Source organism: Marinilabilia sp. (assembly GCF_016278715.1).
GTDB lineage: Bacteria > Bacteroidota > Bacteroidia > Bacteroidales > Marinilabiliaceae > Marinilabilia.
In genome coordinates this window covers 1-13,051 of the sequence record NZ_JADQBH010000152.1, presented here as the reverse complement: position 1 = coordinate 13,051, position 13,051 = coordinate 1, and the positions used below count along the sequence as shown (strand labels likewise).

The 13,051-nt window shown below is 38.2% G+C and carries 11 protein-coding genes and 1 pseudogene; 9 read left to right on the top strand and 3 right to left on the bottom strand.

Features of this window, described 5'->3' with window-relative positions; genetic code table 11:
- Window positions 1-822: 822 nt before the first annotated feature.
- Window positions 823-1,614 (bottom strand): 3'(2'),5'-bisphosphate nucleotidase CysQ, encoded by a 792-nt coding sequence (cysQ, locus tag QZZ43_RS09815; protein ID WP_291858418.1) that lies wholly within the window; start codon window positions 1,612-1,614, stop codon window positions 823-825.
- 299 nt (window positions 1,615-1,913) lie between these two features.
- On the bottom strand, window positions 1,914-2,153 hold the full coding sequence (locus QZZ43_RS09810; RefSeq protein ID WP_291858416.1) for a T9SS type A sorting domain-containing protein: 240 nt from the start codon (window positions 2,151-2,153) through the stop codon (window positions 1,914-1,916).
- A gap of 73 nt (window positions 2,154-2,226) precedes the next feature.
- Between QZZ43_RS09810 and QZZ43_RS09805 the strand changes: the two genes are divergently transcribed.
- Together QZZ43_RS09805 and QZZ43_RS09800 are read left to right on the top strand one after the other, a co-directional pair.
- Window positions 2,227-2,349: a hypothetical protein gene (locus QZZ43_RS09805; protein ID WP_291858414.1), complete on the top strand. Its 123-nt coding sequence runs from the start codon at window positions 2,227-2,229 to the stop codon at window positions 2,347-2,349.
- Between the two features lie 330 nt (window positions 2,350-2,679).
- Window positions 2,680-3,387 carry an SIMPL domain-containing protein gene (locus QZZ43_RS09800; RefSeq protein ID WP_291858412.1) on the top strand — a complete coding sequence of 236 codons (708 nt, stop codon included), beginning with the start codon at window positions 2,680-2,682 and terminating at the stop codon, window positions 3,385-3,387.
- Here the strand turns inward: QZZ43_RS09800 and QZZ43_RS09795 are convergent.
- Window positions 3,382-3,489: pseudogene (locus tag QZZ43_RS09795) on the bottom strand (IS4 family transposase); the annotation flags it as partial. The gene QZZ43_RS09800 and the pseudogene QZZ43_RS09795 overlap by 6 nt on opposite strands.
- 435 nt (window positions 3,490-3,924) lie before the next feature.
- Here QZZ43_RS09795 and QZZ43_RS09790 point away from each other — a divergent pair.
- From QZZ43_RS09790 to QZZ43_RS09760, 7 genes are all read left to right on the top strand, one after another.
- A complete protein-coding gene (locus tag QZZ43_RS09790; RefSeq protein WP_291858410.1) occupies window positions 3,925-4,269 on the top strand; it encodes a hypothetical protein in 345 nt (114 codons plus the stop codon).
- Window positions 4,270-4,273: 4 nt separating this feature from the next.
- Window positions 4,274-5,365 (top strand): ATP-binding protein, encoded by a 1,092-nt coding sequence (locus tag QZZ43_RS09785; protein WP_291858408.1) that lies wholly within the window; start codon window positions 4,274-4,276, stop codon window positions 5,363-5,365.
- A 902-nt stretch (window positions 5,366-6,267) separates the two neighbouring features.
- On the top strand, window positions 6,268-6,870 hold the full coding sequence (locus QZZ43_RS09780; protein ID WP_291858405.1) for a YdeI family protein: 603 nt from the start codon (window positions 6,268-6,270) through the stop codon (window positions 6,868-6,870).
- Window positions 6,871-7,047: 177 nt separating this feature from the next.
- Entirely contained in the window at window positions 7,048-7,440 is a 393-nt protein-coding gene (locus QZZ43_RS09775; protein ID WP_291858403.1) for a VOC family protein, read from the top strand.
- A 350-nt stretch (window positions 7,441-7,790) separates the two neighbouring features.
- Entirely contained in the window at window positions 7,791-9,287 is a 1,497-nt protein-coding gene (locus tag QZZ43_RS09770) for an IMP dehydrogenase (RefSeq protein ID WP_291858402.1), read from the top strand.
- An 884-nt stretch (window positions 9,288-10,171) separates the two neighbouring features.
- On the top strand, window positions 10,172-12,070 hold the full coding sequence (locus tag QZZ43_RS09765) for a methyl-accepting chemotaxis protein (RefSeq protein ID WP_291858400.1): 1,899 nt from the start codon (window positions 10,172-10,174) through the stop codon (window positions 12,068-12,070).
- Window positions 12,071-12,408: 338 nt separating this feature from the next.
- Window positions 12,409-13,051 (top strand): AraC family ligand binding domain-containing protein (locus QZZ43_RS09760; RefSeq protein ID WP_291858398.1); only part of this gene is annotated, 643 nt, incomplete at its 3' end.

Here is a 13,051-nt window from a genome sequence, read left to right as displayed (position 1 = left end):
GAGAAACAGAAAAACGGGCTGAAAGCCCAACTAATCATAGCCCGGGGCACCGTCCCGGGAAAAGAATCCAGGTCATTATTTGCGCCCTGAAAGGGCAGGTAGCAAGTTAAAAGGAAGGGATGTGTGTTGCTTCGCAACGGGTTTCACCACAGAGGACACCGAGGAGCACCGAGGCTGCTCCGCAACAGGGTTATTACACAGAGTTTCACGGAGGAGGCCCCGAGTAACACAGAGTTTATTTTTGTTTGGTTTAATCCGCGGATGGCACAGATGGACACAGATTTTCGTCTTATTGGAGAACCGAGAAACAGAAAAACGGGCTGAAAGCCCAACTAATCATAGCCCGGGGCACCGTCCCGGGAAAAGAATCCAGGTCATTATTTGCGCCCTGAAAGGGCAGGTAGCAAGTTAAAAGGAAGGGATGTGTGTTGCTTCGCAACGGGTTTCACCACAGAGGACACCGAGGAGCACCGAGGCTGCTCCGCAACAGGGTTATTACACAGAGTTTCACGGAGGAAGCACCGAGTAACACAGAGTTTATTTAATAACCTATATGCCTTATGTGCCTCAATGCTAATAAATTAATCCCAGGTTACTCCGGTATGATTTTTTACAAAAAAACGTTTAACCTTTTTGAGATTCTTTGCAGGCTCAGAATGACAAGACGCTCTTCATCAGAACGAGATTCTTCGCAGGCAACCAATAATTTTCAACCTCAACCTCAACCTCAACCTCAAATACTCAGTCTCAACCTCAACCTCAAATACTCAACTTCAACTTCAGTCTCAACCTCAGTCGGGGGATTTTGGCGCCCTACTCCCTTTACTTCACCACAAAAAACGGATTGAGCAAGTCCTTCTTGTTGTAAACGAGTTCTTCGTCCCTATCCACCTGAAGCACTCGCTTTCCTGCGGCTTTCACTACAGCATGACCCGCGCCGGTGTCCCACTCCATGGTGGGGCCAAAACGAGGGTAAATGTCAGCTTCCCCAAGAGCAACCAGGCACAGTTTCAGGGAGCTTCCGATGTTAACCGTTTTTACGGGCAGATCGGATGTTTGTTCCAGGTGTGCAATATAGTTTTTAGTCTCTTTGTCGAGGTGTGACTTGCTGGCCACCACATTTAAGGTTTCACGTTCCTGTGGCAGGGGGAGTTTTTCGGCTCTGGGCGAAATGGTATCCGGCGTTTCGACTGGAGAGATGTGTTGTGCTCTAAAAGCCCCATTTTCAAAATCTCCGTAATAGATTTCCTGTAACACGGGGGCATAGACCACTCCCAAAACAGGTATCCCTTTTTTTATAAGGGCGATATTAACGGTGAATTCTCCGTTGCGTTTGATGAACTCTTTGGTACCGTCCAGTGGATCCACCAGCCAGAAACGCGACCAATCTTTTCGTTCTTCGTATGGGATGGTGGCTCCTTCTTCGCTGAGGATAGGAATGCCCGTTCTTTTTAAATGACTTTTGATGATATTGTGGGCTCTCAAGTCTGCGATGGTCAGCGGAGAATTATCTTCTTTGGTCTGCACCTGAAAGTCGTGGTTGTCATAGACATCCATAATTTCTGCAGCACCTGCCAAGGCGGCGGTGATGGCAGTATCGGTAAGTTGTAGCATAACGAAAGGTTTGTTTTTTAATGTGAAGATAGGGATTTTAAACGAAAAGGGGTGGGCCTCCTAAATTCTATCAAGGGGGGACTTAAAACTAAAGGGATGGAGCATGAGGGAGGGTGGAAAGGAGGGGGCGTTTTCGGTGCAGCTGAAAATGTCCCCTCCCAAACCCATTTACCTCAAGTCTGAATGTTATTGAGAATTCCGACCATTCGGGAAAGAAATCTCAAACTTTTATCGGTTAGTAGTGTCATTTTTTTTAACTTTTTTTGTTCTGGTTCGTCCAGGTTAGGTAAATGATATGATTATTTTTTAATCACCCTGTATTTGAAATTATTGATTACAATAAGATAAATACCGGTTTTAAGATTAGCTAAATTTATACTATTATCCTTAATATTTCCGGTTTTTACACGCTCTCCGGCAATATTGAATACTTCGAATTTAGTATTTTTCAGACTGTCGGCCATGTACAATATTCCAGCGGTTGGGTTCGGATAGACTTTTAATTCAGCCTCTGATAATGTTTCTATGGATGTTGCCATGGGGGTTGTGAATGATACTTGATTGTCATAGAAAGTTCCTGCAGTATTGGTGGCATATGCCCGTACAAAATAAGTGGTATTCGGGGTTAATGAAGTAATACTGCTTGTAAAAGCACCGGTGGAAGAAGTTATTCCTTCATCGGTGTGGTTGTCAGAAGTGGTTGGCGAACCGGAGGTGTTCCAGCAAACACCATAAGCTGTTGGATTCGGGTCACCTAAGTCCGTTATGTTACCATTTTCCCCAAATCTCTTGTGATAATTATACAGATGGGCAAAAGCCGATATTAGCGCAACCCAAAGGGGTAGTCTCCGTCTAATAGTTTAATTTGAGGTTATATTGCTACATTTTTGGAATAGTACCAAAATTCTAATAGGATGCAATTATTATATTGGTTGAAAACCGCTTCCAGACCAAGATAACCTGAAATCTGAATGTCATTGGTAACGCAGTGAAGCAAGCTCGATTTTTTCTCGGCTGGCAGTGGTAATGTTAATTAAATCAATTTTTTAACTAAATTTTTGAAGAATGAAGAACTTACTAATTATTATTATGACAACATTCTCGCTGACGGCCTACAGTCAAATGGGGTCAAAAAATTTTATTGACACCAACTACATCGAGGTCACAGGAAAAGCTGAAATGGAAGTAGTTCCGAATGAAATATATCTGAAGATTCTTCTTGACGAGAAAGATTTAAAAGGGAAGCAGAGCATTGATGAGGTTGAGCAATCAATGATTAAGAAATTAAAGGAATTGGAAATTGATGTTTCCAAAAAACTGGCGGTAAAGGATATGGTTAGTAATTTCCGGAATTACTGGATTCTTGGTTCTGGTATCAATGCTCAAAAAGAATATCAGTTGGTTGTGAACGATTCAAAAACAGCCGGACAGGTGTTTCGAGGTTTGCATTCATTGGGAATTTCAAATATTTCCATTGAAAAAGCAGATCATTCCGATATGGACAAATTCAAGATGGAAGTAAAGGTTGACGCCATAAAAGCTGCAAAAGAAAAAGCCGGATCACTTACCCGGGCTATCGGTCAGGAAACTGGGAAGGCAATTTATATTCAGGAATTAAATTCTCATATTTTTGGTGCATTTGAGGTAAAGAATGAAGGAATAGCAAATATGGTTGTCAGAGCATCAGGTTCTTCTTCGGCATCCCCACCCGATATTGAATTTGAGAAAATCAAGCTTGAATACTCCATTCTGGTAAGATTTGAATTGCAGTAATTTCCAAAGAGTTGGGATTGCTACGCCTTTCAAAAAAACACTTAACATTAATATGTTGATATCTGTTTTGCCAAATTTCCAATTGGTTCTGTCCAGACTCAACTTATTGGGCGGTTTATGTGGTAAAAATGAATATATCAAACTCGCCAGATAATTAAAGGCTGCTGATTGTGACACCATATTGATAAAGGGGTTGGAACAACAATAGATTATTTTTTTATTTTTGAGTAACTGTAATCCGAAGTTTCGGGGTTGATGTCCTGAACGAACACAAAATCAATCAATTTACCTGACTGGTTTGGTAACAAATGTCTCTATAAAACTATTCTAATGCATTTACTGAATAATGTGTAAATGCGTCATCTCCGATGAAAAAGTTGTGGTCGATTCTCCCGGAAAGCAATCGAAATGGATAAATAGTTCCAGAACAATAGCAATTCAGAATAATGGGTATTATTGGGTTTGAATATTGGATTGATATTATTGAAACTTTTAGCTCTTATGTTTCGTAGTCTAGAGAATTTAAAAAAATATTTAATGGATAAGACTACCCCAAAATACTCAGTTGAAATAGGCTTTGAAGAGGTAAAACTTCCTCCTTTTGAGGACATATTAATCGTTGGAAAGAAATCACCCCAGGGAAAGACCGGTGTTACCAAACTTTTTGAATTACTCGTTCCCAACGAGTTTGAAACAGTTGATTTAGACTTACCTAATGTGGAAGCAGTTTTCATCAATCGAAAAATTCTTAACAAAATTGAGATTGACCAGGTCATGACTATTTTAAAAAAGAAAGTAATTCCCTATATTTCGCCCTCTGAAATTTTAAAAGTAGATTTTCGATTGAGAATTCACTACGACACGATTGAATTAGATATTTGAAGTCATGGTTATCGAACCCTATATTGAAACAGATTACCCACGTACAGAACCATTGGCAGGAGTTAACAGCATTGAAGAAGAACTAAAGGAAAAGCAGTATTTCGTTGTAATGGAAAACCAGGACAAATTTCAGGGATTACTTACTATCTCTGATGTTTTTGAAAGGAAGAAAATACTTGTGATCGATTGCCTTACTCCAAAACCTTCTCTATTTCCTGATTCAAGTATCCATCAGGCCCTGGAGATTATGAATTCTGCCCAAATTCCAGCGCTTCCGGTGATTGATCATCAACAAAAATTTTGTGGGGTTCTTTCCTTCAAAAGACTTAAGGAATCTTTTGAAGTTTATGAACAAAATCGAATCCGCTTTTTTGAAAAGAAACTGTCTCTGTCAGATAAAATCAAAGAACAGTTTTTTCGGAATCTTTCGCATGAGATTCGCACTCCTCTAAACGCAATACAAGGCTTGACTGAAGTTTTGCTTTATTCCGATATTCCTGAAGCGGAGAAAGAAAACTTTGCTGGGATGTTGCATGCCAAAACAGATGAGTTACTTATTCTCATTGATTCGTTGCTTAACCTCTCACGTATGCAGGCAGGTGATTTTCCTTTCAGTCCTGACGATGAAGTAATCCCTTCTGAATTTTGCAAAAAACTAAAGGAAAAAGCTCATTCACTAAAAGGCCACTATAATAAAACTCAAATCGAATTAAAAACGTCTCTCCGGCTTCCTGAAGATTTTGTTTTAAAAACCAATCTTGCTTATCTGCAGGAGATAATGGTTCATCTCATCAGTAACGCATTGAAATATACTGATGAAGGTGTGGTGGAATTTGGTTGTTTTACTGATTCGGTTGAAAATCAGGTGTTTTTTGTCAGAGATACCGGCAGTGGGATCTCTCCCGAAAACAGAGATTCTATCTTTAATGCATTTGAAAAGATTGAAACTGATGAAAAGCGTATTAATCCGGGACTGGGGCTTGGACTTACATTAGTTTCCAAGATTATTAAAGCTTCCGGTGGCCATTTATGGCTGGAATCTGAACCAGGAAAAGGGAGTTGCTTTTATTTTTATTTGGGTCATAGAAAACAATAGATCGTTAGATTTTTAGATATAAGGTAATTAGTGTCCAAAATATTTCACAAAAGGGATTTCATCTCTTAAACCCTGATCCCGATCATGGTTTTGTAAGGTTTTGTTTTCCAAAACCAACAAAAACCTATTTCGGGACAAAAAAACTATTCCATGAATATTGCTACGTTCGGCATTACTCAAGCAAGCTTGGCTACTGCTCTCCCTTATCGCAATATTTATTTACATGATTATTGCTACACTCGACAGTATTCAAGCAAGCTTGATACTGTCCTCGCTAATCGCAATAATTATTTACATGATTATTGCTACACTCGACAGTATTCAAGCAAGCTTGATACTGCTCTCCCTTATCGCAATAATTATTTACATGATTATTGCTACACTCGACAGTATTCAAGCAAGCTTGATACTGTCCTCGCTAATCGCAATAATCCAAGACTTAGCCAGCTTTCGCTCTAAAAACTACGGTTCTTTCATCGTAATTGTCAAAACTCATCTCGCTTGCTGCGCGCACGGGATTCAGACAGAGACGATTTTACGATAAAACAACCTTGTTTTTAGGCTTACCTGCCAAGGTCGGATCCAAACATGTCATTTAGCTCTTTAAAATATTTATTTAGGACAGGTTTGATATTGATATAAGATTTAAGATATTTCCCAAGATCTTGATATGTTGAATTTTAACAAGCAAAAACCATTAAGTGCAAACAACTGACTTTCAGTGTATTGCAAGGGTTTAACTAGGCATTAAGAAAATAGACCGATCATATTTTTTTATCTTTTAGGTTTAATCATGCCTCTTCGCGTGAACCCTATCGTCTTTTCTGCCTCCGGAAAATCTTTTCGTGGATCCGGGGCTCTGTTTTTTTCTTGTACTGACACAATAATAAATTTTTGAACTGATGACTGAGAACAAATCTGAAAGTACAAAATTAAACCCGACTAAAGAAACGGCTACTTTTTTTAAATCACAAGATGAATTTAGAAGATGGCTGGAAAGTAACCATGAAAAAGAGACAGAACTAATTGTTGGGTTTTATAAGGTTGATAGCGGAAAACCTTCAATGAACTGGTCACAATCGGTTGACCAGGCACTTTGTTTTGGTTGGATAGATGGAGTTAGAAGATCCATCGACAAAGAGAGCTATTGTATTCGTTTTACACCACGCAGGAGTAAAAGTAATTGGAGTGCAATCAATATTAAAAAAATTGAAGAACTTACCAAAGCAGGACTTATGAAGCCTGCCGGACTAAAAGTTTTTAGTTTACGGAAAGAAAAAAAATCCGAAATTTACTCTTCCGAAAATGATACCGTGTTTCTTGACTCAAATTATGAGAAACAATTTAGAAAGAACAAAATTGCGTGGGACTTTTTTATGAAACAGGCACCATCTTATAGAAAAGCGGTAATCCGTTGGATAATGAGTGCTATGCAAGAAAAAACCAGACAATCTCGACTGGAAAAAACTATAAAAGAAAGTGGAAAACAAAAGCGAGTTTCCTAACAAAGAACATCCAGCTCATAATTGGTCTCCTATCAATTGGTGCTTGCACCCGTTTGATATTAGAGGCTTTGTTAAACCAAGCATATTTTCTTAGGACGTTGGGTGTGATGAATTTTAAAATCAGGTAGTTATTGCGTTTTGCAACTGAATAATAGAAAGAAAAAGGAGAAAGATTACATGAAAATGAGAATTGAACACATAGGGATTTGGACCAGTGATTTAGAAATTATGCGGGATTTTTATCAGACCTATTTTCACATGAATTGTAGTGAAAGGTATCTAAATGATAAAAAGGGGTTTTCGTCGTATTTTCTTTCTTTTGAAGGAGGAGCGCGTATTGAACTCATGAAAAGAATTGATATCCCGAAAGGGCACGGCGACAAGGGGACAGTTAATGGATTGGCCCATATTGCTATGTCTGTGGGAGGGAAAGATGTGGTTGATAACCTTACAAAACGTTTGAAACTTGACGGATTTGAAATATTAGGAGAACCCAGGACAACCGGGGATGGTTATTACGAAAGTGTCATTTTAGATCCGGAAGGTAATCATGTTGAAATAACCGAATAAAATGTCTAGTTGTTTTTTAGGGAAGCATAGTCCGTTAAAAAAGGCTTAAACGCAGTGATGCAATGACGTAAAGTTTTTATTTTGAGTGAGCTAAGGCTTGTTCGTCCGACCTAGCAATAAATTGATTATCAGTTGTTTGTAAATGTTTTTGGCGGAGCATTGAGGGCCTGTTTAGAAACTGTTTAAGTTTTATCCTTTGGGCTGCTTTCGATTTTTGAACTCTTATACTGCCTCAAAATTTCCTTTAATAGCGTTGCCTTTCGTGTCAATTTTGACTTGTCTAAGAACTTAACTCGTCAAATTTTTTTTAAAAGTTTCTTAACTTTCCCGAAATTTTTATTTTCAAACTTATGGCAAATATTATAAACCAAGTCTCCAGAACATTTAATGAATACTTAATAATACCTGGACTGACCACTAAGCAGCATACTCCTGATGCCGTAAACCTACAATCCCCACTGGTAAGGTATAAGAAGAATGAGACGCCAGGAATAAGTTTAAACACACCTTTTGTATCTGCCATTATGCAATCTGTTTCAGATAGTAAATTGGCAATTGCATTGGCCAAAGAGGGCGGTTTATCTTTTATTTTCGGTTCTCAGTCTATTGAAGACCAGGCAGGAATGGTCATGGAAGTAAAAAAATATAAAGCTGGGTTTGTCGAGAGTAGAGCAAATATAACACCGGAAAATACGCTTAAAGATATTATCGCATTAAAAGAAAAAACAGGTTTTTCGACAGTTGGAGTAACAGATAATGGAGAGCCATCAGGAAAACTTCTGGGAATAGTAACAAGTCGAGATTACCGCATTAGTCGAGATGATTCCGAAAAGAAGGTGAAGGATTTTATGACTCCGATAGAGAACATGATAACTGCAAAAGACGGGATATCTCTTGGAGAAGCAAACGATATTATCTGGGAATATAAGCTTAATCAGTTGCCCATTGTTGATGAAAATCACAACCTTAAATATTTTGTCTTTAGAAAGGATTATGACAGTCATAAAAGAAATCCAAATGAACTCTTAGATTCAAATAAACGATTGATGGTTGGAGCAGGAATAAATACTCGTGATTATAGAGATAGAATTCCGGCTTTGATAGATGCCGGGGTTGATGTATTATGCATTGATTCTTCTGATGGATTTTCAGAATGGCAAAAAGAAACGATTGAATATGTCAGGAAACAATATGGAAATGATATTTTTATAGGTGCTGGTAATGTCGTTGACAAAGATGGTTTCCTATATCTTGCAGAAGCAGGAGCCGATTTTATTAAAGTTGGTGTTGGGGGCGGTTCTATTTGCATCACACGAGAACAAAAAGGAATAGGTCGTGGACAAGCTACAGCATTGATTGATGTTGCTGAGGCAAGAAATAAGTACTTTGAAGAAACCGGTGAATATGTTCCAATTTGTTCAGATGGAGGAATTGTTCAGGACTATCATATGACGCTCGCGCTTACTATGGGTGCGGACTTTTTAATGATGGGAAGATACTTTGCCCGTTTTGATGAAAGCCCCACAAGAAAACTATTAGTTGGAGGAAACTATGTAAAAGAATACTGGGGTGAAGGCTCCAACAGAGCCAGAAATTGGCAGAGATATGATATGGGAGGAAACAGTAATTTGAAATTCGAAGAAGGCGTTGATAGTTATGTTCCTTATGCTGGCAAATTGAAGGACAACTTAGAGCAAACATTGGGGAAAATAAAATCAACAATGTGTAGTTGTGGAGTGTCTACACTTAAACAATTACAATCTAAAGCCAAAATCACTTTAGTTTCATCAACAAGCATCATTGAAGGTGGTGCTCATGATGTAATAATAAAAGATGTTGATAATTAGACAAATATGAAGTAGCTGCCATTTAACCTGACAGTTGGGGCTGAATTAATCCCCACGATATTAAAAATTCCACCTCTTTGTGCCTTATCTCTTAGAAGCGTGGTTTTTGGGCAAAATATTCTCAATGGTTTATTATAAAATGGCTTCCCCATTTTTTGTTTGGGGTCTACGAATTTCTCGAATTAAGCGAATTCTTGCAAGCAAGCGGTAGAGTCGAGCGAAAAATCTGTTTTACAGCTTTATTGAAAAACGGCGAAGCCGTTTAATGTCGCACTTCAGGTGTGACTAAAATTAGTGCAATTGACAACATCATAATTGCCTTTTCAAGGAGTTATCGAACTCCTTTCAGTCGTTTCGTGGACAAAAAAAATAATTTCTAAGCAAATAGCTTCTCTGGCTAATTCTGATTTGATTCTTTTATATACCTTGTTTGGTTCTGGCTATTCCCGTTGTTGGACCTTATCCGGCAGTTTCTGTTTTAGGCCGCTGGGGAGTTTTTTGGAAACTTTCAAGACCTGGAGTGCATTAATTTTGTGGAACATTGAAATAAACAATTTTTAGAATAAAAAATGTTTTATTTTCAAAAAAGGACTAACCTATAACTGAAGATTGCCGTATACCAAAAGTCAACAGAACACCCTTTTATCCTTCCAGAAAAGTTACTTAGAGAGATTATCTGAGTACTTGTTAAAAACCACCACTTCCCCAGACATAAGAATTAACTTAAAGCAGGTCAATTAGCAATTGACTTGAGACCTTGATTTTTCACCTCGCCCACAGAAACCTACCCAATGTTTTAATAGAAGGATGGATGTATAAAAATTTGCGGGTTCTTAATTTTGCGGAACATGCTGGCAGGTAAACAATTGAAAAATCTTTAGCGAATGAAGAGATTAAAAGACATTAAAATTGGCATAAGGCTCAATTTTATTTTAGGCTTCACGATGGCCTTTATTATCGGGATACTTGGAATATATATTATTTCAGAGGAAAAGAAAGAGTTGCAGGAGCAAACCGATGAAAGAATGAGGGAACACACCAATGATATTGGGGCCCTTATAGAAGAAGAAATTCGAAAAAACCAGCAACAGGTAGCCATTGGGTTAGAGTATGCCCGGGAATACTTTTCCAATCAGGGAGAATTGAATATCTCAGATTCCAGAATTGCTTTCAATGCAACAAATCAGATTACTGAAGAATCTGTCCCGGTTCAAACCAAAAGCTGGAAACTTAACGGAAACATTATCCAAAACTCTTCAGCAATTGTGGATACAATTGCAAGCAGGATTGGAGGAACTGCAACCATTTTTCAAAAAATACCTCAGGGTTTTCTTCGCATTTCCACCAACATTACAAAAGAAAACGGAGAAAGAGCTGTCGGAACATTTATTCCCAATAGCTCAGAGGTGGTTAAATCCATCATGAATGGAGATTCTTTTTATGGACGTGCGTTTGTAGTTAACGATTGGTATCTCACAGGTTATTTCCCGATAAAAAAGGGCGAAGATATAATAGGAATATTGTACTATGGCCTGCCAGAAAAGGATTTATCAGATCTGCGTCAGGCGTTCAATAGTAAAAAATATTTCGAATCAGGTTATCCATTCTTAATTGATAAAGAGGGTACCTTTATTTTACACCCTGAAAATGAAGGAGAAAATCACAGCGATCAGGAGTTTTTTAAGCAACTTATTGAATCAAATAAAGAAGAGGGCAAAACAGAATATGAATGGGAAGGGAGAACAAAATATCAGTATTTTAAATACATCGACCGTATCGAATCATTTGTATCGGTTTCCATCTACGAGGACGAGTTTTTAGAACGTGTAAACAAAACCAGGAATTCCATTATTCTTGCCTTGATTGTCGGCATCCTCATATTTATAGTTATTAATACGGCTATCAGCAAATCCATAACGTCCGGTCTGAACAAAAGTCTGTCTCTGGCCCGGTCAATAGCTGACGGGAATCTCAATGTTTCTATTGACTTGGATCAGGATGATGAAGTGGGCCAGCTAACGAAAGCTTTAAATCAAATGGTTGGCAAACTCAATATTATTATTTCTGAAATTGCCTCCGGAGCCGATAATATTGCGTTGGCCAGTCAGCAAATGAGCTCTGCTTCCGAACAGCTTTCCCAGGGTGCAAATGAACAGGCAAGTTCTCTGGAGGAAGTTTCTTCTACAATGGAGGAAATTGCTGCCAATATTGGACACAACACCCAGAATGCCCGTAAAACTGAGGAGATGTCCCAGCAGAACTTAAACAAAATCCATCAAACTGCTGATAAATCAACAAAATCGTTGAACGCAAGCGAAGCCATTGCACAGAAAATCTCAATTATCAACGACATTGCTTTTCAGACAAATATTCTTGCTCTAAATGCTGCTGTTGAATCGGCAAGAGCCGGGGAACATGGAAGAGGGTTTGCCGTGGTGGCTTCCGAAGTGCGTAAACTCGCAGAAAAAAGCAAACAAGCTGCTGAGGAAATAATAAAACTAGCGCAGAACAATGTCCTTTTAGCCAATGAATCGGGGACTATTTTAATGGAAACTGTTCCTCAATTGGAAACTGCTACCCAGCTTATTCAGGAGATATCAGCGTCCAGTCTGGAGCAAAACAGTGGTGCAGACCAGGTTAATAATGCCATTCAACAGCTTAATACAGTTACTCAGCAGAACGCCTCTTCAAGCGAAGAGTTAGCTGCTAATGCTGAAGAACTGGCCAGCCAGGCAGAGCAACTGAAATCAGCTATACAATTCTTTAAAAGGAAAGATGATTAGTGTCGTGGTATGAATAAATAGCTTTTGAATTTAGTTTTGCGCGCTAAGGAAGCTGGTGTAAATTGACTTATTCGAACTTCGTTTCATGAATCTTCGCAATAGATTATTTGTCAATTAATCAGGTTAAATTGTTTTGCTTTAAATTCAAGTGTATTTTATCGAATGCAGGGTAGGATAAGCGTAGTAAAAAATTATCATCTGAACAAAGCATAAAGGAAAAATGTTTTGAAATTGATGACGGAATTTGGTAATTGTCTCATCATACATTATTATGTGGCAGGAAACTTACAATTGTTTTAACAAAAATACGATTGTAATAATCCATTCAACACGAGCTAATGGTTGCAACTCATTTCCCGGAACAGGCAGTACTAGACAGGTTGAGGAATAAGGTTCATGCCGAAACCAATGATCTGGAATGGCCAAATGTAATAGTCAACTCCTCCTATAAAAGTTATCAGAAATCTGTATCAGAAAGTTCTTTTAGTATTTTTGCCAATACAAAAGGGACAGTAAAGTTATATCATAGCAAGAGAGATTTAAGGGTTTGTGAACAAACCTTTTATTTGTCCAATCCTTTTGAATCGTTTGGTTATGAAATTGACTCTGAAGCAAGGGTCGACACATTTAATGTGCATTTTAATTATGCATTTTATACGCAAGCACTCCATACACTTTTAAGCTCAAACGAGAATTTGCTCGATTATCCTGATGGCAGCAACACAAGCTATAGATTTGTAAATCAGTTACATTATAAATCGTCTGGTTTAAAAAAGCTCCTCGGTTCTTTCCAGCAAAAAGAGGAAGAAATTTTCTTTTTTGAACTTCTGGAGTATAGCCTCTACATAGACCATAAAGATAAGGGCCGAATGCTTAACATTTCTACTGCAAAACGGTCCACAAGAAAGGAGCTTTTAAAAAGAATGCAGATTGTAAAAGATTATATCTACAGCAACTATGATAATGCTGATTTATCGATAA